Here is a 26,688-nt window from a genome sequence, read left to right as displayed (position 1 = left end):
CTATTAAATATAGCGAGTAGAATAGCCGCCTTTGCACTCACCACTTTGCTTGATTCAGCCATTTTGTAACTGTAAAAGCATAGATTCAACCATTCGTTGAGCAATTATGCCCTGCTCTGCACTAATCACAGGTGCCGTTTGGTTTGCTACTGAGTCGATGAAATGGCGTACTGCGCCATCAAAACCACGTTGTACTAAAATAGAATCCCAATTGCCAGGCTGTTTCTCACTGACTCCTGCGGCGGTTTCACGACGCCAATGATTCATATTGGTGATTTGGTGCAGCTCATCCTCCGCGACAGCAATAATTTGCTCTTGTTGACTCCCCCCTTTACGGTGCATCGAGGTTGTTAGCCAGCAATTACCTGCCTGTAAATGATGTTCCGCATAAAATAACTCACCAAGACTGGTTTGTTGTATATTTCCACTTTTCAAAACTGCCTCAAAGCCCCCAAGCCAAAGTACGGTATCAACCACATGCAAATAATCATCATACAATGTGTACGCGGTATCTTTAGGCCCAACACTGTGGGTGCGGTGTTTATCCATACGAATAGAAGCAAAGCGTTGTGTATTTTGTTTTAACGCTACATAGAAAGGGGAAAATCGTCGATTAAAGCCAACCATTAAGGTTCTTTGCTGTTGATTCGCTAATTCAATCAATTGTTCAGATTGCGCAATCTGTTCAGTCAGCGGTTTATCCACATATACATGAACATTGGCCTGTAATAAGCGTTTTATCACCTCAAAATGGCTTGCAGTCGCACTGTGAACAAAGACAGCATCACATTGAGCGGCAAGTGCATCAATGTTGCTAAATAAGGGAAGCCGGTAACTATCGCAAATAATTTTAGCTTTTGTTTGATTTGGCGAGAATGCGCCAACTAATTGCCAATTTTCTTCTTTTGCCAAAATAGGCAAATAGGCTTTCTGGGCGATCCCCCCTAAACCTACTACCCCAACCTTTAATTTATCCATCTTAGTTTGACTCTTTCGTGACTAACCTAGACGGGAATAATCTCATTATTATGATTTTTTTTAAAAAATTTTTTGTCGAAAAACTCAATAATGTGGCAGATAAAAACACAATACATTGTTTTATTTGAAATAAAAGGCAATTCAGTCGCTAAAAAACCATCAGTAGCAATACAAAAAAAGGGGTTGATTTATTAAATGAGAATGGTTATCTTTTACCTCGTGAATACTTGAGTAAATCACTCAGGTTTGTCACAAACGACATTGCTCACATTGCTTCCAGTTTAGCAGGCCAACTTAGTTGTTGGCCTTTTTTTTATTTATTTTTCAATATGTTGTTATTGCTTACGTATTGCACTACTGAAACTCCATGACTTTAAGTGACCAACATAAACTAAGCGCTGGGTTGGCATAAATGTTGGCACATCACCTGTACGCATATGCAATATATCCGCAGGAGTGATCCATGATGAGTTCCCTTCAAATAAAGGTATACCTGCATATTTATAAGCATCTAAGACAAACTGCGAACAAAAGAAACCATTCGCTTGGTCTACATCATCACCTAATTGGACTGTTGCAAGGGTTCTAAGACAGAAATTACGTATTGTTTCACCAATTAATGGCAGTTCACACACCCTTTTAGTGATCATCCAAGGCGCTATCATAACAATGCCTTTATAATTATATTTATTGCCATTGTTACGCACAGAAAATTCACGCAGTTTATCCGCATGTAATGAAGTTAGCCCTGATTGCCTTAAGACCACCATATTATTTGAGTCTTTAACCGCTTGTTGCAATGTAATAATTCGAACACCGCTACCAACAGATTCAGCCACCTCTCCTAGTCCTAAATAAATAGAAGCATGACTCACGCCACTAACGCTAAACAAGCGGATTCCCCAAGAATTTAGTCCTGTTGCAGAAGATAATAGAATATCCCCTGGTAACATATCAGTCACAGCTAATGGCTCTACAGTATCTTTTATAGGGATCGTATTCGCATGTTGAATACTGAAATTTAAGCGGTTACTTTCTTCATCAGACTTAAATTGAGTCGAACACCCTGCAAGAAAAAAACAAAACAAAAAACAAAGTAAAAAATGAGATTTCATCCTAAAACGCCCAGTATTCTGTTTTACATTATAAATTAATGTACACATATTATACTTTAATGATATTTATGACTATTACTAATTATTTTAGGGTGCTTCAGTTTTTTATCGCGTTTAGATAATTTAGGTGAGATATTTTCAAACAGAATAGAAAATAAAATATCGTGGATCCGCATTTTTTAACCCTCTAGGAGTCTAGAGGGTTCCATATACTCTGTTAGTTAATCACATATTCTGGATAAAAAACTGTGACTGAGTGATATGTTTTCTTTTCTGTCGCTTTATTTTTTTGAACCGCGACAGTTTTATTATCTTGTGAACCTATTGATACACGAATATTTTTTTTAGAGCGGCTTTGCTTGTAAGGCATTCCTAATAAGCGACGTGCGCTATTATTACTAACCATTATCGACTCCTTATACTAGTCAATTTAAATTCATTAGCATCATGAATATCAAAAATATAGTCTTCGTTGACCACAAGGGTATTTTTTTGTTTTACTTCAAATATAAAACAAAATGTAACCTAACTAGTATAGCACCAAATCGATGTTATTTAATGTAATTAAACTTATTAGTTTCACGCAGAAACAAAAAATTGTTAGTACCTTTTTGGTACCCCATTCACCTTAGCAATTATTATTCTTAGTTTATCTTATTGACGTTGGTTATTAACTCCCCTTAAATACCTCCTGCTCGCTTTTTATGAGGCTATTGTCATAGGGGCCGTTAATCTCTTCACTACCCTGCCAAAACATTGTAAAAAGAGTGCGTGTTAATCAACATTAACACGCCGTTAATTACTCTAGCGGAGATGCCGGGCTAGAGCACTTTTCATTCCATATCTGGTTAACTTGTTCAGGCAATAAAATCTCATGCCCTCCTTCAACGAAAGGAATTGAGATATCCATTCGCGTTTCATCATCGTGCGTGTAAGCTTTAACAATAAAACGTTTATACCCATCTGGCTTATCATTTTTATAACGAAACACCTCACCACAAACATAACCGACCTTGCCATTATCTGCGGTATAACGGGAAAAATGGTATTCAATGTTTTTGAATTTTGCTGCCTGCGGATAAGCAAGAACATCATTTACATTTTTTTTGACTTGCTCGACTAAACTCAATTGAGTTGGTTTCATGTATAAGGCACCGAGTAGAAACGCAGCACCAAAAATAAGTATCGCAATGATTATTTTAAAAAAATTCATTTCATTGTCGCCATCAATTATCAATATTGAGAGAGTTATTCCTGATAATAACTTTATATTATTTAAAATCCACTATAAAAATGTAAAATCCCTTAACTTATTGAGAAAAACATTCTCTTTTTTCTTACATTCAAAATAACCACACATTAAGTACTGTCTATATCGCAGATTAAATCAACCTAAGTCATATTTAAATGTAATTAACTTAAGAATTACATTTTATTCATCTTAATTACACCTTATTTTTTAATCATATATAGACTGTGTTTATAAAAAAATATCAGTATAGTGAATAGCTCAACAAAATAATGAATTCGGAGTCTTTAAATGAAAACAATCGGCCTAATCGGTGGTATGAGTTGGGAGTCAACATTACTTTATTACCAACACATTAATGAGTCTGTCAAACAAAAGCTAGGAGGCTTGCACTCTGCAAAAATTGCATTATACAGTGTGGACTTTGCTGAAATAGAGCATTATCAAGCAAATGGTCAATGGGATCTTGCGGCTCAATGCTTAGCTGATGCTGGCAATCGATTAAAACTTGCGGGTGCAGATTTTATTGTTCTATGCACAAATACAATGCACAAAGTTGCTGACAAAATTGAACAAAGTACGCAAATCCCCTTATTACATATCGCCGATGCCACTGGTGAGCGCATTGCTAAATCTGGAATCAAAAAGATTGGTTTATTAGGAACCGCATTTACAATGGAGCAATCTTTCTATAAGGATAGATTAATTAATAAATTTGGATTAGACGTACTAACACCAAATAGTGAAGATAGAAAAATTATTCACAATATTATCTATAATGAGCTCTGCCTAGGTAACATTAATATCTCCTCAAAAAAAGAATACCAACGAATTATGGCGTCGCTCGTCGAACAAGGTGCTGAAGGGATCATTTTAGGATGTACTGAGATTACACTATTAGTGGGTAAGGATGATACCACAGTAGACATTTTTGATACGACAGCAATCCACGCAGAAAAATCAGTCGAAATTGCACTATCAATTTAGTATTAGCGAATAATGATACTACCGTTTAAATAAAGATACTTAGGTAGTATCTATACTAACATTCATTTATTTGTAAGGATGGCATCACATCATAACAGTTTAGAATAAAAATCTATATTTCCAATTTATATCTTCATTAAATGATAAAAATCAACTTCATTATCTTACTAAAACATCTATTTTTATATAGCAGAAAAATTTCCACTCTTATTATCGATTTTCAACAGCAAATTTAATTTACGGAATTTTCCCCATTGAATATTCATTTTTATCAATGATAATCGAATAAATTTTAATTTAAGAAAAAGTATTATTATGAATAAAAAATCAGGCAATGCTGCATTGGGTAATTTCATTAAGAAAAAGCGATTAGAAAGCCAAGTGACAACACAGGAAATGTCGGCAAAACTCTCTATAACAGAAATAACTTACCTGAAGTATGAAGATGGTTCATTATCAATCTTCATTGACCATCTTGTTGTATTATCTAAGATATTAAATGTTGAGCTGAATTCATTATTTAATATCTACCTTAACCCTGAAGTACAATATTAAATAACATGAGATTACGCTTCAGATTAGCGTCAATCGTGCTCTTTTTTTGATAAGCTAAATATTACACTCGACAAAATTTTATCATAACCGTAACATATCAGTTCAAATAATGACTATCGAGAAACTAAAATGCTATTTTCCAAATCAGAGAAATTCCCCTTCTAATAAAATTAATTTATCTTATTAGAAGGGGAAAAAATGAATTACACTCGATTTAACGTTGAAACATGGCAACGTAAAGAACATTATCATGTATACAGTGAGGTTGTTAACTGTGGATTCAGTCTAACAACTAAGATAGACATTACTTTATTAACTCGTTTTGTAAAATCTAGAGGGTACCGTTTTTATCCTACTATCATTTATCTGCTATCGTCGTTGGTAAATGCACGAAATGAATTTAGGTTTTCTAAAAAACATAATGACCTTATTTTATGGGATAAAGTGCATCCTAATTTCACTATATTTCATAACGAAACAGAAACATTCTCATCTTTATGGTGCGAATATTCTGATAACATTCAGATTTTTATGAAAAATTATAATCATCAGCTAGCGCTATATAAAAATGATTATAATTTAACACCACAGCCAGTTCAGAAAGAAAATGTTTTTTATGTATCTTCATTACCATGGGTTTCATTTGATAGTTTTAACTTGAATATTGCCAATATCATCAACAGTTTCATGCCAATATTTACCATGGGAAAATTCTATGAGGAAGACAATAAAATATTGTTACCGCTAGCTATTCAAGTGCATCACGCAGTTTGCGATGGCTTCCATGTGGGCCGATTAGTGAATGAATTACAGATATTATGCAATGAATTAACCTGTTAATCCTCTAGTTTGGATGAGGTTGCTTAATGATAAAGGGAAGCTAAAAGCCTCCCTTTCAAAAAGTTATGATGGCTGACTATTTTCAATTAGTTCATAAGTAGCCAACCCATGTAAAAGAAGTCCCCCAAAGTCCCACTTTGGAATGCATAATCGACAGGGGTAACGACCATTTTTATGGTATTTGCAAGAGTTAAAGCAATGAGTTCAATAGGATCACTAGCAGGCATAATTCCTCCCTTTTCTCCTAGACTAAATGGTAAGGCCTGATTATTCAATCAGATAAAGGCTAGATGTTACGTTTCAAAATCACCATTGCATGTAATGAAAGATGCTCTTTTTACTAACGTGTATCACACTCCCCCTTGCTTCTGCTATTATGTGCGTCTTTCACAGATTTTGCTGATAGCGATTTATAGATAAAATAATAAGAACATTAATAAATTTTCATAAAGCCTTTATCTATCAGTAATGTAAATAATAACCAGCAACAGAACCGTATAGAATGACAACCAATAAAGAACAGTACAACTTAAATAAATTGCAAAAACGAATTCGCCGTGATGTTGGGCAAGCAATTGCTGACTTCAACATGATTGAAGACGGTGACCGCATTATGGTGTGTTTGTCCGGTGGGAAAGACAGCTATACTTTACTTTCCATCTTACAGAGCTTACAAAAAAGCGCACCAATCCAATTTTCATTAGTTGCGGTCAATCTTGACCAAAAACAACCTGGTTTTCCTGAGCATATTCTGCCTGCTTATCTCGATAATTTAGGTGTTGAGTATAAAATTGTCGAAGAAAATACTTATGGTATTGTGAAAGAAAAAATACCTGAAGGAAAGACAACCTGTTCTTTATGCTCACGTTTACGTCGAGGCATTCTCTATCGCACGGCAACGGAATTAGGGGCAACAAAAATTGCGTTAGGGCATCACCGTGATGATATTTTGCAAACCATGTTCTTAAACATGTTCTATGGCGGTAAATTAAAAGGTATGCCACCAAAACTGATGAGTGATGATGGAAAGCACATTGTGATTCGCCCACTCGCTTATTGCCGCGAAAAAGATATTGAGCGTTTTGCGCAAGCGAAAGAATTTCCAATTATTCCTTGTAACCTGTGCGGTTCACAGCCAAATCTACAGCGCCAAGTGATTAAAGAAATGCTACGTGATTGGGATAAACGTTATCCAGGCAGGATTGAAACCATGTTCCGTGCAACACAAAATGTTGTCCCTTCACACTTGTGCGATACAGAACTGTTTGATTTTAAAAACATTTCTCATGGTGATGAGGTCATTGATGGTGGGGATTTGGCCTTTGATAGAGAAGATATGCCAACGCAATCCTTCATTGATGAAGATGATGCTCCAGACTTTACTGCCCAGCGCTTAGATATTATTGAAGTAAAATAAACCATTAATAACCTCCAAACTGGGGGTTATTTTTTGCTATCAGATTTTGAGCAAAAAAAAGCCGATGTAAATTACATCGGCATTACAGTGGTCAATTATTCTGTATAAGAACTCAATATGAGAAAAACTACAATTATGGAGCACAACGTTCATCGCTCAACGTTGCATTCACCTGCGGGATTAATAGTGCCCTAAAACTCCATTAGTTTTATTGATTTATCTCAAACTAGCTCGGGTTATACAAAATAAGTCATCGAATTTAGAGCCAGCGGCTTTTTCTTAGCCACCACAGTACCGTTCCAATTAATGCGGCAAGTAATACGCAAAATACGCTAAAGGCAAAACGAAATTCATTTCCAGGGATCCCCCCTAGATTAACGCCAAACAGCCCTGTCAAAAAAGTCGTTGGCAGAAAAATCATCGCCATCAGTGACATCGTATAGATACGGCGATTCATCATTTCTGTCATCATATTGGTGATCTCATCAGAAATAATTGCAGTACGCGCAATAAAACCATCCAAATCTTCAATACAACGGCCTAATCTGTCTGAAATTTCTTGAATTCTACGACGGTCAGTATCATCCAACCAAAGTAGTTTTTCTGTTGTTAAGCGGGATAACATATCTCTTTGTGGCGCCATGTAACGACGAACAACAATAATCTGTTTACGCAATAAAGCTAATTCACCGCGCTCAGGAATTTCACCATTTAATATCACATCTTCAAGTTCAATTAATCGCTCATGCAAAGAGTCTGTAAAATCACTTATTTCATCAGTGATAGAATCAGCCACTTCAACAAGCCAGTCGCCTGTACTTTGCGCTCCGACACCTTCTTTCAGATCATCAATAACCGTGTCTAATGAATTCACTTTCCGATGACGACTTGAAATAATAAGGCGGTTGTTAATAAATACCCGAAACGCGACTAACTGTTCAGGTCGCTGTCCTGCATTGGTATTTAATGTTTGGAGTGTTAATAAAACCCCGTCACCCACACGAATTAAACGCCAGCGCCCTGATTGCCCTGATAAAGCTGATTTAACTTGGTCATTAAATAACTCAGACTGTTGGATCCAATTAAAACTTTGCGGGTTTTTATAATCAAAATGAAGCCAAAACGGAGATTGTTGTGTTGCGCTCGCATTAACATCAATAGGGAGTAGTCCCCCATCTCCATTTAATTGAAATGCATGTACCGGATTTGAGTTTTCAAATAACGAACCGTAAACCAACGCCATGCAATATCTCCCTTTTATAAACAATATGTTATTTTTAATAGAATAGATGAAATATTGCAATAATTTCAATGAAATGTTTAATAATTCTATTTACGTAGACATTTATAAGTAACGTATAAGATCAAGAAGATACAAATATCTGTAAATAAACAGTAATAATGAGCGCCGCCATTTTTGTTAAAGGTATATCACGAATTTGACACAATCGAGCAATACAATGACTTATAAATTTTTTATGATTAAGAGGTAGTGTTTATTCCTTTTTGGTCCTCCTTCCCATTCTCCAGAGGAAGGAGTTTTTTTAAACTCCCACAAATAAAAAACGGCCTGAACATAATACAGACCGTAAGTCATATCGGATATTTTCGCTTAATGTTTAATAATGTAGAAACTGTGGCTATATGCTACATCTTCAGGATTTTCAATAGGATACCCTTTAAGCCAAGGCTTGATTAACCGCGCATTGGTGTATTGGTAAATAGGTGCAATTGGCGCTTCTTTAGCCAAAAGGGCCTCTGCACTATTGTAGTAACGGTTACGCAATTGTGCGTTGGTTTCAATACTTGCAGATGCCATAACTTGGTCATATTGCTGACTATTGAACTTTGGAATATTACCGCTATGTTGTGATGTCAGAAGTGATAAAAATGTTGAAGGTTCATTGAAATCACCAATCCAAGAGGCTCGAATGACATCAAAGTCCCCTGTATTACGGCTATCAATATACGTTTTCCACTCTTGATTAACTAACTTAACATCCGCCCCTAATTTTTTCTTCCACATCGAAGCGATGGCAATCGCTATTTTTTGGTGATTTTCCGAACTGTTATACAATAATGTAAGCTCAAGCGGGTGATTTGGTCCAAAACCTGCTTCTTGCAGCAATGCTTTTGCTTGTTGATCTAATTCTTTTTGTGAATAGCTATTATAAAGCCCTTTCTCAGGTTTAAAGCCATCTGTCACATCTGGGGTGAAATAATACGCAGGCTTTTCTCCTGTACCTAATACTTTGCTGGCAATTAATTGACGATCGATTGCCATTGATAATGCTTTTCTCACCCTCACGTCATTTGTTGGAGCACGCTGTGTGTTAAAGGCATAATAGTAGGTTCCTAACTGATCAGGCGTAAAAACTTCATTAGGAATATCTTGTAGTAATTTTTGATAACGTTGCTTAGGGAACGATTCAGTAATATCTAAATCACCCGCTAAATAACGATTAGTCGCATGAGATTCTTGGTTTATAGGAACAAATGTAACTTGTGTAATTACTGTATTTTTATGATCCCAATAATACGGATTCGGGGTTAAAACAATTTTTTCATTTACAACACGGTCAGCGAGTGTAAAAGCACCATTACCGACTAAATTACCTACTTTGATCCAATCCGCCCCGAGTTTTTCTATCGTTTCGCGATGAACCGGATACAAGCTAAAGTTTGCAGCTAAAGATGGAAAATACGGAACGGGTTTATTAAGAGTAACTTTAAGCTTATGTTTATCGACCGCTTCGACACCGAGTTGCTCAACAGGTAGCTTACCATCAATAATATCTTGCGCATTGTTAATCCCAGCTAAAGCAGCAAACCACGCAAAAGGCGATGTATTTGCAGGAGCAACCAAGCGCTGCCAACTATAAACAAAATCATCCGCAGTCACGGGGTCACCATTTGACCAACGCGCATCAGGCCGAAGTGTAAAAGTCCAAATTCGGTTATCCGTTGTTTCCCAATTTAATGCTACACCAGAAGTGGGTTTACCCTGACTATCTTGATTAACCAAGCCTTCGAATAAATCACGCATCACTTGCGCTTCAGTTAGCCCAACTGATTTAATCGGATCTAATGATGCAGGCTCATCTTTCAAATGACGAGTCACTGTTTGGTTATCCGCTAATATTGTCCCCGCGGGGACAACAGCACTGATAGCCGGTGTAGCTAGAAAAAAAGAAGCAAATAATACAGCTAAAGGTGAGAATGAAGGTTTATGCATGTTATTTTCTATCTTGTTTATATAAATAAAATCAGCTAAACATTTAGCGACACTGTATTGAAAAGAGACTAACACATTAACAGCACTACCGTATTTACCGCGGGTACACCTGTACAAGGTGAAATTTTTCCCTTTTTGCATCATATGCTTTCATGTTTTAAAAATCCATACATCCTGTTTAGTTTATGATGTATCCGCTTAAATATAGCGTTATCCTTCGTGAAATTTTCAATAAACAACTTTCATTATTTGTTATCGCGCTATAACGTTTTTTATACCCATAACATTTTTGCTGATAACTAAATGATAGATAAAGAAATCGATACATATTGTCTTGCTTTTGTTACACTCAATAAGATATTTTAAAAGACTCTATAATAAAAAACGTAAACTCCAATCTCGCCTACCAGTTATATAATCGCTGACTGTGAGAAACTAATTAACCTTAACATTAACCGCCTTGCTCCACTTATGCGTTAGGGTATACAGTGTTGTTTTAGGTATGCAGTAGGTTTTGGTCATTAATAGAATGTAAAACTCAAAACGTGTAGCTTAGCGCAATTGAAAACCTTTAATCGCAAAGATTTTCTCTAAAAAATGGGCTAAGTTGGCACTGATTTAATTTATAAACGGGAGAAAAATTCATGTCGCAAACAGTTAAGCTAAAAGGCAATGACATCGCAGTTAATGGCGTTTTCTTGCAGGCAGGTACAAAAGCAAAACCTTTCACCTTAGTCGCAAAAGATCTCAGTGAAGCTACACTGGAAACCTATGTCGGTAAACGTAAAGTATTAAATATTTTCCCAAGTGTTGATACCGGCGTTTGTGCAGCCTCTGTTCGTAAATTTAACCAACTCGCGAACGACCTTGATAATACCGTTGTTCTATGCGTATCTGCTGACTTACCTTTTGCTCAGGCTCGTTTTTGTGGTGCAGAAGGTTTGGACAATGTCGTCACATTATCGACTTTCCGTAGTGCCTCTTTTGCTGATGATTATGGCGTGGCAATCGCAAGCGGCCCACTCAAAGGCCTTACAGCGCGTTCAGTCGTTGTATTAGATGAAAACGACAAAGTTATTTACAGCCAGTTAGTTCCTGAAATCACAGAAGAACCTGACTACGATAGCGCATTAAATAGCTTGAAATAAGCTTATTGAGTTATCGGAACCCTAATAAAAAAGCGGGATGCTCTCCCGCTTTTTGCTCTTTTATCCCTCAAGATTATCTTTCAATCATTATCATATTAATCAACATACGCCCAATAAAGAGGGTGATGGTTTTTAGCATTAACAACATTAATAAACAATTGATTACCCTTCATATAGCTAATCAATGTATGAGATAAGGTACTTAAAATTTTTAGCGCTTGATCCTGCGTAACAGGGCAACAAGACGTTAAAATATCAATGATTAAATCACGGGGCTTGTGCCCATTTTTGACTAACACTTCCCACGTAAAACGATTTTTCTTCGTGAGGTATTTAACCGCCGCTTTATTCATTAAATAAAGCTCCGCAGCTGACGCCGCTGACTCAAACATATCATTCTTATAATGGCATTGGTCCATATATTCGCGTAGCTTGAGATTGACAACAAAATTAATCGTGAATTGATCCATGGCAACTCCTTGTAGGCATAACCCCATTAAAAAAGATGAGTACCCAATACAGCAGCTGTCTATGTTATATAGCAGGAAAAATAGCCAACAAGCAAGCAAATTGCTCAACATTCGCTCAGATTGAATGGTATCAGTACGGATAAAATGTAAAAATAAACCTAAAGGGCTGAAATAGAGACCTAGCCCTTTTCTGCTTGCCTATCTTTATATCATTGAAGAATATAATTAATCCATATGTTGAGTTATTTCTAACGCAGTACCTTTATTCTCTTGCGTGAATTGTAAGTGTGTTTCACCACCCTCAAATTCCTGAATAATGTTTAATTTTTTATCCCCATCCCAACGGTAGTTAATTGCAATGCACCCTTCGACTGGACATGGCATGCTCATATTTTTTTTAATGGCTAATTTTTCAGCCAAGAAAAGTGGAGCATCTTCAATTAATCCACTACGGTATTGCTTATACGCCTCAGATAAAGTGCTGCCCATAAAATAACATTTAGTCAGAGCACCATTTTCATAGATTTCATCCATGGTTTGATTTTCATCTTGGCAATATTTATTCAATCCATCGTTTGGGATGGCTGTCTCTGCCTGACTAAAAGCACTCGCACCAAACAGAACAGTCACTAATGTAAAAACTAAACGTTTATTCATTTTATTTAATCTTGCTCTTTTTTTGCATTAAGGCCATATTCTCGGAGTTTATTCGCTATTGCCGTATGCGAAATATCCAAACGTTTGGCTAATTTACGCGTACTCGGATAATCACGATACAAGCGTGATAACACCGAAGCTTCGTAGCGTTTGGTAATTTCATCCAGAGAACCATTTAATGAGTCTAGTGCAAGCGTAGGTGTATTTACCAGATCTGGCAATTGGATATTATCTGCATCTAATGTATTTCCCTCAAGCTGTGTTAGCCCTTGGTATAATGCATTTCTTAATTGACGAACATTACCTGGCCAATAATAACTGCTTAAATATTCAATTAATGACGGTGCTAATTTGGGTTCAGCAATATTGAGTTCCCGTGAGAAACTTGCAACAAACGTTTTAGTCAGTGGTAAGAGATCTTCTTTACGTTCACGCAGTGGTGGGATGGTCAGCGTTAATACGTTTAAACGATAATAAAGATCTTCCCTAAATTTTTTCTCTGCGACTAATGCAGGTAAGTTTTTCTGCGTTGCACAAATTACCCGTACATTAACTTTCACTTCACGTTCTTCGCCAACTCGCCTAAAAGTTCCATCATTTAAAAAACGTAGCAATTTAATTTGCATTTGAGGGGACATTTCGGCAATTTCATCGAGTAAAACCGTCCCACCATTAGCTTGCTCAAAGAAGCCTTTTTTTCCTTCAACGGCATTTGGGTAGGCCCCAGCCGCATAGCCAAAGAGTTCACTTTCTACAACATCATCGGGCATCGAAGCGCAGTTTAAACCTAAGAACGGCTCTTTGCCTCTCGCGCTGTGTAGGTGACAGGCTTTGGCTAAAATATCTTTCCCTGTGCCTGTTTCCCCCACCAGCAACAAGGGTTCATCTAGCATTGCGATACGTTTTGCGCGTTCAACAACATTCGACATGACAGGGCTAACAGCGATTATTTGCTCAAAGCCACTACTGTCAACCTCAGTAACTTGTTTGCGTTGTTTATCTAACACCGCAACAGACTTAAGGAGTAAAACAGCCCCCGTGCAATGGGACTTACCGTTTTCATCAGCCAAAATAATCGGGGTTACCTGCATCAAATAGTCTTGGCCCTTTATCATGACTTTTTCGCTATAAGGCTCTGGAGATTCACGCTCAAACCAGCGTATTAACCCATGACTTCCGACTAATTGAGAAAAGGTTTTTTCACGAATGCGTGTTTCATCATAACCAAATAGGTGTAATGTCATTGGATTAACCAACTCAATATTTAGTTTATTATCAATCGACAAAACCGCTTCTGGAAATGAATTTAGCAATGCCCATACCGCTTTATGTTCCCGCTCAGATGGCATGAAAAAAATACGGCGGACATCAATCACGCCATTAATTCGACGTATTTCGGCCATCAAAGAGCTAAATACTTGGAAATCAACCGGGGTAAAGTTAAGGTATATGCGACGCTGCGGTGAAATTTCAATTCCTTTTAGATCAATATTTTGCAGAACTAATAGATCGAGTAATTCACGCGTTAAACCAATCCTATCTTGGCAAGTCACTTCGAGGCGCATGGAGGGAAACCTTATTAAAGAAGTCGATTTGATGGGCACATTTTAACGTTAATCTTAATGAGAAGACAGTGTTTGTGTCACATATTGTTGACACACTGTAATCCAATCAAGTTTAGCCGAATAAAATGACAATTTTTGACTATTTTCCGCTCATTTAGGGAGGTATTAATAATAATATTAAGAAATAATACTGCAAGGTGAGCAAAAACTGTCAACTCACCCTGCCATTAAAAATGCTTTAACTGTTTGCCTTTTTACTGGGAATAACGTTCTTTAACTGACCAATTAATTGATGACGAAAATCTGCTAGCCGTGGCTTATTGTCAATCCAAGGTAATGGGCGACACAGTTCCATAGCCTTAATACCTAAACGTGCCGTTAATAACCCAGCCCCGATCCCTTGCGCCGCACGAGTCGATAACCTCGCGGTAATATCCTGCGATAGCCAATCCATACCAACTTCCCGAATAAGCTCAGAAGCTCCAGCAAAAGCAATATTAATCAATACCATACGAAAAAGTCGAATACGGCTATAATAACCTAACTCAATCCCATAAATCGCTGCAATTCGATTAATCAAACGAATATTGCGCCAAGCAATAAATGCCATATCAACAATTGCTAAAGGACTCACCGCAATCATTATGGCCGACTCAGCACTACAGCGGCTAATTTCTTTTCGCGCTTGCTCATCAAGGATTGGCTGAACCATTTGGCTATATAATTCAACAACCTCACGGTCATTATGAGAGTCATGTAACATGCTTTGCCAACGTTGAACCGCAGGGTGTTGCGCTGGTAATGCCGATTGCTTAGTCAATTTTTCACAGAAATCTTTCCCTTTCCCCATTCCATGACTATGCAGTAATTCACGAGCGAAATCCCGTTCTTCAGCACGTTCACGTAGTCTATATAAACGACGCCACTCACCCACAATAGACCCGACGCCTGCAATGACAATCAAGCCACCCGCTGATGCCGTACCTAGTGCAGTCCAATCTTGGGTTACCCACGATTGGTGGATCCAAATCCCTAACTGAGCAACAACACTGACCGAAAAAATGCCCACAGCCGTACCAATAAGCTTGCGCCAAAAAGTGCGTTTTGGTCTTAAAGCGTCATTTATGAGGCTTTCGACCTCCCCATCTTGGGCTTCTAACTCAGTTTCAACGGCTACAGGGGTAAAATTTTCAAATTCATGCTCGTCAAATACACGGGCTTGCCTCAGTTTTTCCGCTTTTTCATCGGAAATATCATCTACGAAATCAAGTCGTTGTTTTATTGGTTCCTTCATTTTAATTTATCTCCCAATAAAAATTCTAACGCGCTATCCATCCGAATATGCGGCAGTGGTTGGTCAATAGGGGTCGGATGAGGCCTAAAATTTTCAAACTGAAAGCCTTGCTGCTGCCAAAATTGTTCAGTAGGCAAACGTTTTGGCACTTCCCCAGGGTAAAATGTCAATGGCTGCCCATCACTTAAGCGCTCACCTTTCAATGCGGGTAACTTTTCCCCTTTATAATCCACCATGCCGCTCTTTGTTGCTTGAATAGAAGCGAGCCCCATACAGTCCATACTAATACCTTCAAACGCCGCATGCTGCCATGCTTCTTGCACCAATTGTTGCAGTAAAGAAACTAAGTTAGCGTGTTGATCAGGGGTCACATGATCAGATTTACTGGCAGCAAATAATAGCTTATCAATACATGGAGAAAATAAGCGCCTCAGTAACGTACGTTTTCCATAATGAAAGCTACGCATCAATTGTGTTAGCGCCATGCGCATATCATTAAACGCTTCAGGCCCACTGTTTAGCGGTTGCAAGCAATCAACCAGCACAATTTGCCTATCAAATCGCTGAAAATAATCGCGATAAAACCCTTTCACCACATGTTCGCAGTAATATTGATAACGCTGTTGCAATGCGCCAAAGTTAGTGTTCTTCCCTGCTTGTGCTAAAGCTTTTGCCCCATATTTTGCAACATTTGGCCAAGGGAAAAACTGTAAAGCAGGGGCTCCATCCAGCTCCGCGGGTAAAACAAAACGCCCCGGCTGAATAAAATGTTGCCCTTGTGCTTTGCATTCAATTAAATACTGCGTATAGGCTTTTGAAATTTCAGCCAATAAATTTTCATCAACGGGTGCTAATGGGTCGCACTTTTCACATAAAGCTAACCAAGACTGAGCTAAATGAGCCCGCTCCCCCTTAATTAGCGTATTCATTTGCTCTGACCAATCGATAAAACTGAGATCGAGCATCGGTAAATCCAGTAGCCATTCCCCAGGATAATCAACAATTTCTAAATATAAGGATGAGTTATCAACAAAATGGCGCAAGAAAGAGTCATCAGAGCGATAATGTAGCTTTAAGCGAATTTCACTTACACCACGGGTCGGTGTTGGCCATTCAGGTGGCTGCCCATATAATGATGCGATCCCCTCATCGTAAGCAAAACGTGGAACAGATAAATCACGATGTGGAATGCGTTTTACACCCAGTAACCGCTTGTCTCTCGCGGCGGAAAATAAAGGTAAACGGGCACCTGTATTCACATTTAATAATTGATTGACCAATGAAGTAATGAATGCCGTTTTACCACTGCGGCTTAGCCCCGTTACTGCTAATCTGACATGACGATCAACACTTCGATTCATCAAATCTGTCAATTCATTTTGCAGGCGTTTCATGCTCCTCCCCAGACTTTCCATTGAAATTCATCATTCATCTTACTCAATATTTTGCGCAATAATTTGGCATAAAACAAACTGTATTAGCTTAAACGTTTGATGAGCAAATTAATTATCCATTTGCTGCTCAATAATTTAATGATCTTCCCTAGGATACCCGCAGGGCCATAAGTAAGTAAGAATACAAAAACAATCTTAAAAACTTTTGCTAGGATACGTTGTTTTGCGTATTTTTTGATTCGCTGTTGAGAAATTTTTGTCATATCGCGTATCTCCACTCCCTATACACAAAAACAATAAGCAAAAGGGATTCGGTAAAAACCTAACCCCTTTTCTGTGATGGCTATGAAATTAGTTTATAAATCGCGGAATTTACTGTTAACGGTATAAGTATCTGAAGTGACGTAACGCTCAATTTGGCGTAGCTTCATTTCACCTGATTTTAGCTGCATATCAATTTGATTGATCAAGCTGCTAACTTCAGGGCCAATATCTTGTTCACTTCGATACCCACTTGGGGCGGTTTCCACCACAAAACACATAACAATATACAAAATGAGTGTGATACCAAAGCTCATAAATAAAGCCAAAACGGCTAATGCCCTGACCAAAGCGACGGGTAATTCTAAATATTCCGCAATACCAGAACATACACCACCAAACACACGTCTGTCTGACAAACGGTAAAGTTTACGGTTGCGAAATTGAGTCATTATTTTTGCCTCCAATTCGGGTGTTCTGCATCCAAAATATCTTCAAGCGTCTTAATACGTTGCTGCATGCGTGAAGCTTGCTCCGCTAATTGCATTAAGCGCTGCACTTCATTTTCAGTTAGCTGGCTCCCCTGTCCGTTATTTTTTTTGCTGTAGTGCAACCACAACCAAACAGGCAGAACAAAAATAACAAAAATGATTAATACGAGAGACAGTAAAACGTAGCCCATCACATTTCCTTATCAATATGGTTATATCTATTTGCCACTCTGACACAAACCATCAGAGTGGCAAAATACAATTACTGGTCTTTATTAATTTTAGCTTTAAGTGCCGCTAACTGTGCGCTAATTTCATCATCAGCTTTAAGTTCAGCAAATTGCTGATCTAACGATTTTTGCTTACCGATACCGTAGCTTTGAGCCTCACCTTCCATGTGGTCAATACGGCGTTCAAATTGCTCAAAACGCGCCATCGCTTCATCCATCTTACCGCTATCTAATTGACGACGAACATTGCGGCTAGATTGTGCGGCTTCCATACGAACCACCATCGACTGCTGTTTCGCACGTGTTTCTTGCAATTTGTTTTCTAATTCTGAAATTTCACTTTTTAAGCGAGCCAATGTTTCATCAACAATGATCAGCTCATGTTTTAAAGTATCAACCATCGCGCTGACTTTTTGTTTTTCAATTAAAGCCGCACGCGCTAAATCTTCTTTATCTTTAACTAGCGCTAACTCCGCTTTTTCTTGCCAGTCAGCAACTTGTTTTTCACCCATTTCAATACGACGCTCTAAACCTTTTTTCTCGGCTAAAGTACGCGCAGACGTTGAGCGAATTTCAACTAACATGTCTTCCATTTCCTGAATCATCAGGCGGATCATTTTTTGCGGGTCTTCAGCTTTATCTAAAAGCGAAGCGATATTTGCATTAATGATGTCGGCAAAACGTGAAAAAATACCCATTATTTATTTCCTCTTGATGGATTTATCATTTCTGTAGCGCCTGACCTGATTTGGCTTCCAGCCAATCTGACGCTCCGTAAGTTAAACAATTTATTTTATTGCATTCAATCTTTGGTACATCTTTCTTAGCAAAAACATTGCAACCTGCGTGCCAACTTTTTTAATTTTTAATAATTGGTTGATTTTATTGAAATTAGTAAATCACCTTTACATCATTCACATTTCGTTTATAGTTAATGAATCGGTAATTAAAACCAACTTTTGGTAAATTTGACCATGAAAAATACTAACGATACGATCCTTGGCGTCTCCAGTAATTTTTTAGATGTGCTCGAACAAGCATCCGAACTTGCCCAACTAAATAAACCCGTATTAGTCATTGGAGAACGCGGTACGGGTAAAGAACTAATTGCAGACCGTTTACATTACCTTTCACCTCGTTGGCAAGAAGCCTTTATCTCTCTCAATTGCAGTGGACTCAATGAGAATTTGCTGGATTCTGAACTATTTGGCCATGAAGCGGGGTCATTTACAGGTGCACAAAAACGCCACCAAGGCCGCTTTGAGCGTGCAGATAAAGGTTCTTTGTTTCTTGATGAGCTCGCAACCGCACCAATGTCTGTACAAGAAAAGCTATTAAGAGTCATCGAATATGGTGAATTAGAACGTGTAGGCGGTAGCCAATCTCTACGTGTGGATGTGCGTTTAATTTGTGCGACGAATGCAAATTTACCTGAACTTGCCAAGCAAGGTCGGTTTCGTGCAGATTTACTGGATAGACTCGCATTTGACGTGATCCGTATCCCGCCTTTACGTGAACGCCAACCTGATATCTTATTACTTGCTGAGCATTTCGCTATTTTAATGTGTGGGGAGCTAAAGCGTTCGCACTTTACGGGGTTTACTACTGAAGCTGAGCAAGCTTTATTGCAATACCCTTGGCCGGGAAATGTGAGAGAGCTAAAAAATGTCATTGAGCGTTCTGTCTACCGCCATGGCGATCAAGCGAATCCTGTTAATACCATTGTGTTTGACCCATTTGGTGAAAGACTTGCTGAGTTACATGAGGTTACGACAAAAAAAACGGAAGTTCCTTATTCATCAAGTGTTTTACCCACGCTACCTTGTAATTTGCGATTATGGCAACAAGATATTGAAAAACAGCTACTTGAACAAGCGCTTGCGCAGAACCATTACAATCAGCGAAAGGCAGCCCAGTCCCTATCTCTAAGTTACGATCAATTGCGCGGGTTAATGAAAAAGTATCAAATCAAAATAGAAAATTGATAAACCTAATCTAATTTAAGCAATGTTAATCGATATTACTTAGGTTATTAATTCATTGCTTATCCGCTGTTTGTTTTTTAAAGGTCTTTTTTCTTACTAAATATTTCAACGTCATTATTGTATAAATTAAAATAATTAAGTATTTCCTCATAATAACAATTTATTAGCCAAACATCCCCCCTAACAATGACTATTTCCAATAACATAAAGCTTAAATAAAAATATTATATTCATATCAATTAACAGGAAAAATAATTTGACCAAAGTTAAATTCCCGATGAATATCAATAAAAAGAAAAAATACCACATCGACTATGCTGGTAATGGAAAATCATTTCATTCAAATTATTTATCATTTTTTCTTTTTCAGTTTAATTAAAATTGAAATTAAAATTTCAATACAGTTAAGAACGTAATTTGCATCTTTTAGTTTTATCTACTTTTTTTACAGATTGTCATAATTCACCACAATGATAAATATATTTATATGATATTTATATTCATATCATTTCTATAGCACAAGGAGCTTATTATGAAAAAAATAAATAAATTTGCTATCCCTTTGTTGCTTTTAGGGATATCGAATGTGAGCTATGCCGAATCATTAATGCGAACTTTTAGTTACTGTGATGCCTCCTTTTTCAAAAAAATGAATGAATACCCTGTTCTACAGGATGTTTCAGAAACGTTAAAGCAAGCTAACCTTAACAATAGTATACCTTTTTCAGTCGATCTTAACTTTTCCCCAACAGGTGTTGTCACTTTTAACCGTTTTTTTGTCAGCCATTCAAACTTTGATAAGTATGATAATTTTACCTACATGGGTATGCGGGGGCAGTATTATTTTTGGGGCTTTGAAACAATGCAAAGTCTTGATGAAGTTATCCGGCACACATCGACAAAAATTAGCATTCTTAAGATTGGTAAGAGCTATATTTACGCCCCGATGATCCGGCATAATTTAAAAGATAAATGGATATTTAATGAATACGCGGCTCAAAATTATGGCTTAGAGCCCTATGCTGCTGAAAAAATGATGATTATTGAAAAGGATGAACAACGTGGTGTCGTCCGTTTTTTATGTACACTGCAAGGTAATGTTACTGAAGAAGACCTAAAATTTGTTGGTTTAGAATAACAAGTACACTTTGTGTATTAAAAAATAGATAAAAAAAAGCCAGCACCCAAGCTGGCTATCAAATAAAACACTGGAAGCAATGTGAGCAATGTCATGCCTGTCGACATAAGTATATACTTAAGTGACAAAGCGAATGATAATAGTTATCAGTGTCATTTGTAAAGCTTTTTAATGAGATTTTTTCTCATTAAGACATACTTCAATGATAAACTTAATAATTTAACTTTTATAAATTATATCCTTACTTTTCTTGCCTGTTTTTTGAGCAATTACTAACTCGAATTTTGCTTATACCCAGAACGCCCTTTTTTGCGCTACAATAGGTCAATTCAGGTTAACGATATCAGTGTTATGCGCCGACTAACTCTTTGGTTTTTATTTCTTATATTTGCCTCTGCCAATGCGCTCAGTAGCCAAGAGCGTTATACTGACATTGTAGCGAATGAGGTCCCTGCGGATATCCGCCAAAAGGGATTCATTTACTGCGTGAATGGTATTGTAACAACATTTAACCCACAACTAGTCAGTAGTGGCCTTATCGTTGATCCCCTTGGCGCACAAATATATGACCGCTTACTGGATGTCGACCCATTTACCTACCGCCTTATTCCAGAGTTAGCCGAGCGTTGGGAAATCCTCGATAACGGGGCAACTTATCGGTTATACCTAAGAAAAGATGTTAAATTTCAAGAGACGCCTTGGTTCACTCCATCACGCAATATGAATGCGGACGATGTGGTTTTTAGTTTTGCGCGAATGTTTGAAGTGAACCACCCCTATCATTATATTAATGGTGGTCGTTATCCCTACTTCGATAGTCTGCAATTTGCAAGTAGCGTGCAGAGCATTCGCAAAATTAATAATTACACAGTGGAATTTCGTTTGAACTCCCCTGATGCCTCGTTTCTATGGCATTTAGCGACCCACTACGCTCCAATTCTTTCTGCCCAATATGCAGACTCACTTTCAAGTGTTAACCGCCAAGAATTGATTGACTGGCGCCCTGTCGGTACTGGACCATTTAAGTTAGATGATTATCAAGCTGGTCAATTTGTACGCCTGCTAAGAAATGACCACTATTGGAAAGGCCAACCTCGTATGGAAGAAGTCGTGGTTGATATGGGTGCAGGCGGCACGGGGCGTATTTCTAAACTCCTCACTGGGGAATGTGACGTGTTGGCGTATCCTGCCGCTAGCCAGCTAAAAGTCCTACGTGATGACCCTCGTTTACGCATTTCCATGCGTTCTGGGATGAATATTGCCTATTTAGCGTTTAATACCAGTAAGCCACCACTGGATCAGCTCAAGGTGCGCCAAGCAATTGCTTACGCTATAAATAATGAACGATTAATGCAATCGATATATTATGGCACTGCGGAAACAGCAGCATCTATTTTACCACGAGCTTCATGGGCTTATGATAATCAAGCAAAAATTACCGATTACAACCCTGAGCTTTCCAAACAAATGTTACAGGATATGGGGTTAGAAAATTTAAAATTAGATTTGTGGGTACCTATCGCATCACAATCTTATAACCCGAGTCCATTAAAAATGGCGGAGCTTATTCAGGCGGACTTAGCCCAAGTCGGGATCACCATGAATATCCGTTCTGTTGAAGGTCGTTTCCAAGAAAATCAGCTAATGGATAGAACCCACGATATGACGTTAGCGGGCTGGACGACAGACAGCAACGACCCAGATAGCTTTTTCCGACCTTTACTCAGCTGTGCGGCAATTGGTTCACAAACCAACTTAAGCCACTGGTGTAACCCCTCATTTGATGACGTTTTACATAAGGCATTACTGACACAGCAATTAGCCTCACGGATTGACTACTACCATCAAGCTCAGCAAATTTTAGGTGAAGAACTCCCTATTCTCCCTCTAGCTTATTCTTTGCGCTTACAAGCTTATCGTTTTGATATGAAAGGGTTAGTGATCAGTGCCTTTGGAAACACATCTTTTGCAGGGGTGTACCGTGAAATGGAGCAAAAACCACAAGCTGCACCGAAAAAACAAGAGGCGCAACCATGATCATTTACTCATTACGCCGCTTTTTGCTGTTATTGGTCACCGTCTTCTTTTTGTCGCTGGTGAGTTTTAGTCTAAGCTATTTCACCCCTAATGCCCCGCTCAGTGGTGCCTCTCTCATTGATGCGTATATTTTTTACTTTGACGGTTTATTGCATTTTGATTTTGGCGTATCCAGCATTAATGGCGAGCCAATCACTGAGCAGCTCAAAGACACCTTCCCCGCCACCATGGAACTGTGTATTTTGGCGTTTATTTTTGCCTTAACAACGGGTATCCCCCTTGGCATTATTGCCGCGTTTTGGCGTAATAAACCCGCAGATATTGCTATTAGTGTGTTTGCCTTACTGGGCTTTTCCGTTCCCGTATTTGTTCTCGCTTTAGTGCTAACCCTATTTTTCTCATTACACCTTGGCTGGCTCCCTGTTTCAGGCCGTATTGACCTCCTCTATAACCTGAAACCCGTTACAGGATTTGCGCTAGTTGATGCATGGCTTTCCGACTCACCTTATCGTAAAGATATGATAATCAACGTATTAGAGCATATGATTTTGCCTGTGCTCACCCTTGCGTTAGCACCAACGACTGAAGTCATTCGCTTAGTGAGAAACAGTACTGAAGAAATCGCGAGTGAAAACTACATCAAAGCGGCTGCAATTCGTGGCCTTTCACGCCTTAAAATTATTCGTCGCCATATTTTTCATAATGCTATCCCCCCCATTATTCCAAAACTTGGCCTGCAATTTTCAACAATGTTAACACTCACAATGGTGACTGAATTGGTGTTTAACTGGCCGGGACTTGGGCGTTGGCTGGTTACTGCAATCCGCCAAGAAGACTATTCCGCGATTTCTGCTGGTGTTATGCTAATTGGTGCATTAGTGATTACTGTCAACGTGCTTTCTGATATTTTAGGCGCGATGATGGACCCGTTAAAACATAAGGATTGGTATGTCCTCAGATAATTTTTATCGTGAACAGAAAATGCCATCCCCAACACGGGTGGTATGGAATTTATTCTCATCGGACATCGTTTCGATGGTTGGCTTTTTTGGCGTGTTATTTTTGCTTATTTTGTGTTTTATTGGTCCTTATCTCGCACCGTATGCCTTAGATCAGCAGTTTTTGGGATACCAATTAACCCCACCTTCTTGGTCTCATTATGGTGATGTTGCTTTCTTCTTCGGTACTGATGATCTTGGGCGTGACATTTTAAGCCGTTTATTAATTGGGACTAAATCCACGTTTGGCTCTGCAATCTTTGTCACCTTTATTGCTACCGTTATTGGCTTAGTTCTAGGTTGCCTTGCTGGGATGACAAAAGGGTTAAAATCTGCCGTCTTTAACCATATTCTCGACACACTGTTATCCATCCCCTCATTACTTTTAGCGATTATTGTTGTCGCATTTATGGGGGCGAGCCTTGAAAATGCCATGTTGGCCATTTGTCTTGCATTGATACCGCGAATGGTCAGAACAATTTACGTTGCCGTACATGATGAGTTAGATAAAGAATACATTGTTGCCGCCCGCCTTGATGGCGCCTCAAACATCTTTATTTTGTGGTATACCGTCTTACCCAATATTACCCCTATTTTAGTCACAGAACTGACTCGTGCTCTGTCTATTGCTATTCTTGATATTGCCGCTTTAGGCTTTTTAGATTTAGGGGCGCAGCTTCCTTCTTCTGAATGGGGCGCTATGTTAGGTGATACCTTAGAACTGATTTATGTGGCACCTTGGACGGTGATCTTACCCGGCGTTGCAATTATGGTCAGCGTCTTATTTGTCAACCTACTAGGTGATGGGTTACACCGCGCCATCAATGCGGGGGTTGAATAATGCCACTCTTAGACATCCGTAATTTAACCATTGAATTTATGACTGCCAATGGCCCTGTCAAAGCCGTTGACCGTGTCTCGATGACGCTTTCTGAGGGTGAAATTCGTGGCTTAGTCGGCGAATCTGGTTCAGGGAAAAGTTTGATAGCCAAGGCCATTTGTGGCGTAACCAAAGATAATATCCGTGTTACTGCTGACCGCTTTCGTTTTCAAGACATCGACTTACTAAAACTTAGCCCACGCAAACGCCGCAAGTTAATCGGTCATAATATCTCAATGATTTTCCAAGAACCACAATCGTGCCTCGACCCAGCGGCTGATATTGGTAAGCAGTTGATCCAATCCATTCCAGGTTGGACATACAAAGGCCGTTGGTGGCAACGCTTCAACTGGCGAAAACGTCGTGCGATTGAACTTTTACATCGAGTTGGTATTAAAGATCATAAAGATATCATGCGCAGCTATCCTTATGAGCTCACCGATGGCGAATGCCAAAAAGTGATGATAGCCATCGCTATCGCTAATCAACCTCGCTTATTAATTGCGGATGAACCCACAAATGCCATGGAATCCACTACGCAAGCGCAAATTTTCCGTTTACTCGATAAATTAAATCAAAACAATAATATGGGGATTTTGTTAATCAGCCACGATATGGAGATGATGTCAAAATTAGTCGACCGAATTAATGTTTTGTATTGCGGGCAAACAGTGGAAAGTGCGACGCCTGAGGATATCTTACAGCGCCCGCGTCATCCTTATACACAAGCCTTAATCCGCTCCATCCCTGACTTTGAAAGCCCTATTCCCCATAAAGGTCGATTAAACACGTTGCCCGGTGCAATCCCTTCTTTAGAGCACTTACCGATTGGCTGCCGGCTTGGGCCGCGTTGCCCTTATGCGCAACGCACCTGCATTGAAGCCCCACAACTGCGTAATATCAAAAACCATTTAGTGGCTTGCCATTACCCACTCAATACTGAGGAGCAACCCTAATGGAAACGTTATTAGAAGTCCGTAACCTAACGAAAACGTTCCGCTTTCGTGAAGGCTTGTTCCATCGCCACGAACTGCAAGCTGTGAAGCCCGTTAGCTTTAATTTGCAAGCAGGCCAGACCCTTGCAATCATTGGGGCGAATGGTTCGGGAAAATCAACGTTAGCACGCATGCTTTCTGGGGTTGTAGAGCCCACCGGCGGGGACATTATGATAGGTGGAGAGCGTCTCAACTTTGGCGATTATAGTTACCGTAGTCAACGCATCCGGATGATTTTCCAAGACCCTAGCACCTCTCTAAACCCTCGGCAGCGTATCGGACAAACCCTTGAATTGCCTTTAAAACTTAATACTGATTTAACGGGTATTGAACGAGAAAGGCGGATCATTCAAACCTTGCGCCAAGTTGGCTTGCTGGCTGATCACGCCGAATATTACCCTCATATGTTAGCGTCAGGGCAAAAACAGCGCATTGCCCTTGCCCGTGCCCTTATATTACAACCAGAGATTATCGTTGCGGATGAGGCATTAGCATCTTTAGATATGTCCATGCGTTCGCAAATTATTAACTTAATGTTAGATTTACAAGCCAAACATGACATCGCTTATATCTATGTCACTCAACACCTTGGGATGATGAAGCATATTAGCGATAAAATGTTAGTGATGGATAAAGGCGAAGTCGTGGAGCGAGGTAATACCGCGGAAGTACTTGCCGCACCACTCCATGATGTAACCCGCCGTTTAATAGAAAGTCATTTCGGCGAGCCACTGTCTATTGATGCATGGCGGCAAGACTTGTAATCATA

The 26,688-nt window shown here is 38.8% G+C and carries 28 protein-coding genes; 12 read left to right on the top strand and 16 right to left on the bottom strand.

All coding sequences use genetic code 11. The features are described 5' to 3' along the window. Positions 1–54 precede the first annotated feature (54 nt). The 4 genes from AC4IFO_RS12630 to AC4IFO_RS12615 form a co-directional block, all read right to left on the bottom strand. Positions 55–978: a Gfo/Idh/MocA family protein gene (locus tag AC4IFO_RS12630; RefSeq protein ID WP_490734815.1), complete on the bottom strand. Its 924-nt coding sequence runs from the start codon at positions 976–978 to the stop codon at positions 55–57. A gap of 335 nt (positions 979–1,313) precedes the next feature. Continuing rightward, complete coding sequence (locus AC4IFO_RS12625; RefSeq protein WP_490734813.1) at positions 1,314–2,093, bottom strand: YaeF family permuted papain-like enzyme; 780 nt, start codon at positions 2,091–2,093, stop codon at positions 1,314–1,316. Positions 2,094–2,310: 217 nt separating this feature from the next. After that, on the bottom strand, positions 2,311–2,499 hold the full coding sequence (gene sra / locus AC4IFO_RS12620; protein ID WP_490734811.1) for a stationary-phase-induced ribosome-associated protein: 189 nt from the start codon (positions 2,497–2,499) through the stop codon (positions 2,311–2,313). 393 nt (positions 2,500–2,892) lie between these two features. Further along, positions 2,893–3,306: a hypothetical protein gene (locus AC4IFO_RS12615; protein ID WP_490734809.1), complete on the bottom strand. Its 414-nt coding sequence runs from the start codon at positions 3,304–3,306 to the stop codon at positions 2,893–2,895. A gap of 327 nt (positions 3,307–3,633) precedes the next feature. Between AC4IFO_RS12615 and AC4IFO_RS12610 the strand changes: the two genes are divergently transcribed. The 3 genes from AC4IFO_RS12610 (at position 3,634) to catA (ending at position 5,724) form a co-directional block, all read left to right on the top strand. Further along, positions 3,634–4,329 carry an aspartate/glutamate racemase family protein gene (locus AC4IFO_RS12610; protein WP_490734807.1) on the top strand — a complete coding sequence of 232 codons (696 nt, stop codon included), beginning with the start codon at positions 3,634–3,636 and terminating at the stop codon, positions 4,327–4,329. 315 nt (positions 4,330–4,644) lie between these two features. Next, a complete protein-coding gene (locus AC4IFO_RS12605; protein ID WP_490734805.1) occupies positions 4,645–4,884 on the top strand; it encodes a helix-turn-helix domain-containing protein in 240 nt (79 codons plus the stop codon). A gap of 198 nt (positions 4,885–5,082) precedes the next feature. Next, positions 5,083–5,724, top strand: coding sequence for a type A chloramphenicol O-acetyltransferase (catA, locus tag AC4IFO_RS12600; protein ID WP_490734803.1), 642 nt, complete (start codon positions 5,083–5,085; stop codon positions 5,722–5,724). A gap of 86 nt (positions 5,725–5,810) precedes the next feature. On the opposite strand, the gene AC4IFO_RS12595 is transcribed toward catA, so the two are convergent. Further along, positions 5,811–5,951, bottom strand: a complete 141-nt coding sequence (locus AC4IFO_RS12595) for a hypothetical protein (protein ID WP_490734801.1) — start codon at positions 5,949–5,951, stop codon at positions 5,811–5,813. Positions 5,952–6,226: 275 nt separating this feature from the next. Here AC4IFO_RS12595 and ttcA point away from each other — a divergent pair, with 275 nt between their 5' ends. Beyond that, entirely contained in the window at positions 6,227–7,141 is a 915-nt protein-coding gene (gene ttcA / locus AC4IFO_RS12590) for a tRNA 2-thiocytidine(32) synthetase TtcA (protein WP_490734799.1), read from the top strand. Between the two features lie 259 nt (positions 7,142–7,400). Here ttcA and zntB read toward each other — a convergent pair whose 3' ends face one another. Both zntB and AC4IFO_RS12580 read right to left on the bottom strand, forming a co-directional pair. Then, positions 7,401–8,384, bottom strand: coding sequence for a zinc transporter ZntB (gene zntB / locus AC4IFO_RS12585; protein WP_490734797.1), 984 nt, complete (start codon positions 8,382–8,384; stop codon positions 7,401–7,403). 369 nt (positions 8,385–8,753) lie between these two features. Beyond that, positions 8,754–10,376, bottom strand: a complete 1,623-nt coding sequence (locus AC4IFO_RS12580; RefSeq protein WP_490734795.1) for a peptide ABC transporter substrate-binding protein — start codon at positions 10,374–10,376, stop codon at positions 8,754–8,756. 644 nt (positions 10,377–11,020) lie between these two features. Here AC4IFO_RS12580 and tpx point away from each other — a divergent pair. Further along, the gene (gene tpx / locus AC4IFO_RS12575) at positions 11,021–11,524 is read left to right on the top strand and encodes a thiol peroxidase (protein ID WP_490734793.1); all 504 of its coding nucleotides are present in this window, start codon (positions 11,021–11,023) and stop codon (positions 11,522–11,524) included. A 95-nt stretch (positions 11,525–11,619) separates the two neighbouring features. Here tpx and AC4IFO_RS12570 read toward each other — a convergent pair whose 3' ends face one another. The 9 genes from AC4IFO_RS12570 to pspA form a co-directional block, all read right to left on the bottom strand. Next, positions 11,620–11,994, bottom strand: a complete 375-nt coding sequence (locus AC4IFO_RS12570) for an ATP-binding protein (RefSeq protein ID WP_353244146.1) — start codon at positions 11,992–11,994, stop codon at positions 11,620–11,622. 225 nt (positions 11,995–12,219) lie between these two features. After that, complete coding sequence (locus AC4IFO_RS12565) at positions 12,220–12,651, bottom strand: hypothetical protein (protein ID WP_490734791.1); 432 nt, start codon at positions 12,649–12,651, stop codon at positions 12,220–12,222. 5 nt (positions 12,652–12,656) lie between these two features. Beyond that, complete coding sequence (gene tyrR, locus AC4IFO_RS12560; RefSeq protein WP_490734789.1) at positions 12,657–14,216, bottom strand: transcriptional regulator TyrR; 1,560 nt, start codon at positions 14,214–14,216, stop codon at positions 12,657–12,659. Between the two features lie 238 nt (positions 14,217–14,454). Further along, complete coding sequence (locus AC4IFO_RS12555; protein ID WP_490734787.1) at positions 14,455–15,510, bottom strand: YcjF family protein; 1,056 nt, start codon at positions 15,508–15,510, stop codon at positions 14,455–14,457. Further along, positions 15,507–16,904, bottom strand: a complete 1,398-nt coding sequence (locus tag AC4IFO_RS12550) for a YcjX family GTP-binding protein (RefSeq protein WP_490734785.1) — start codon at positions 16,902–16,904, stop codon at positions 15,507–15,509. Before AC4IFO_RS12550 ends, AC4IFO_RS12555 begins: the two co-directional genes overlap by 4 nt. A gap of 83 nt (positions 16,905–16,987) precedes the next feature. After that, a complete protein-coding gene (locus AC4IFO_RS12545) occupies positions 16,988–17,167 on the bottom strand; it encodes a phage shock protein PspD (RefSeq protein ID WP_490734783.1) in 180 nt (59 codons plus the stop codon). 93 nt (positions 17,168–17,260) lie between these two features. Next, a complete protein-coding gene (gene pspC, locus AC4IFO_RS12540; RefSeq protein WP_219248637.1) occupies positions 17,261–17,617 on the bottom strand; it encodes an envelope stress response membrane protein PspC in 357 nt (118 codons plus the stop codon). Then, on the bottom strand, positions 17,617–17,847 hold the full coding sequence (gene pspB / locus AC4IFO_RS12535; RefSeq protein ID WP_206084065.1) for an envelope stress response membrane protein PspB: 231 nt from the start codon (positions 17,845–17,847) through the stop codon (positions 17,617–17,619). The genes pspC and pspB overlap by 1 nt, the downstream gene beginning before the upstream one ends. Before the next feature lie 71 nt (positions 17,848–17,918). Further along, positions 17,919–18,584 (bottom strand): phage shock protein PspA, encoded by a 666-nt coding sequence (gene pspA, locus AC4IFO_RS12530; protein ID WP_490734780.1) that lies wholly within the window; start codon positions 18,582–18,584, stop codon positions 17,919–17,921. A gap of 276 nt (positions 18,585–18,860) precedes the next feature. Here pspA and pspF point away from each other — a divergent pair, with 276 nt between their 5' ends. The 7 genes from pspF (at position 18,861) to sapF (ending at position 26,683) form a co-directional block, all read left to right on the top strand. Then, on the top strand, positions 18,861–19,871 hold the full coding sequence (gene pspF, locus AC4IFO_RS12525) for a phage shock protein operon transcriptional activator (protein ID WP_490734778.1): 1,011 nt from the start codon (positions 18,861–18,863) through the stop codon (positions 19,869–19,871). Between the two features lie 532 nt (positions 19,872–20,403). Further along, the gene (locus AC4IFO_RS12520; protein ID WP_490734776.1) at positions 20,404–21,009 is read left to right on the top strand and encodes a hypothetical protein; all 606 of its coding nucleotides are present in this window, start codon (positions 20,404–20,406) and stop codon (positions 21,007–21,009) included. 351 nt (positions 21,010–21,360) lie between these two features. Next, a complete protein-coding gene (sapA, locus tag AC4IFO_RS12515; protein ID WP_490734774.1) occupies positions 21,361–23,046 on the top strand; it encodes an ABC transporter substrate-binding protein SapA in 1,686 nt (561 codons plus the stop codon). Further along, positions 23,043–24,008 carry a putrescine export ABC transporter permease SapB gene (gene sapB, locus AC4IFO_RS12510; protein ID WP_490734772.1) on the top strand — a complete coding sequence of 322 codons (966 nt, stop codon included), beginning with the start codon at positions 23,043–23,045 and terminating at the stop codon, positions 24,006–24,008. The genes sapA and sapB overlap by 4 nt, the downstream gene beginning before the upstream one ends. Continuing rightward, entirely contained in the window at positions 23,995–24,885 is an 891-nt protein-coding gene (gene sapC / locus AC4IFO_RS12505) for a putrescine export ABC transporter permease SapC (RefSeq protein ID WP_490734771.1), read from the top strand. The genes sapB and sapC overlap by 14 nt, the downstream gene beginning before the upstream one ends. Further along, on the top strand, positions 24,885–25,880 hold the full coding sequence (sapD, locus tag AC4IFO_RS12500; RefSeq protein ID WP_490734769.1) for a putrescine export ABC transporter ATP-binding protein SapD: 996 nt from the start codon (positions 24,885–24,887) through the stop codon (positions 25,878–25,880). Before sapC ends, sapD begins: the two co-directional genes overlap by 1 nt. After that, positions 25,880–26,683, top strand: a complete 804-nt coding sequence (gene sapF / locus AC4IFO_RS12495) for a putrescine export ABC transporter ATP-binding protein SapF (RefSeq protein ID WP_490734767.1) — start codon at positions 25,880–25,882, stop codon at positions 26,681–26,683. The genes sapD and sapF overlap by 1 nt, the downstream gene beginning before the upstream one ends. The last annotated feature ends 5 nt before the right edge of the window (positions 26,684–26,688 follow it).

It is taken from the genome of Providencia sp. UF-224 (assembly GCF_058245955.1).
This window is presented reverse-complemented; position numbering and strand designations above follow the sequence as displayed.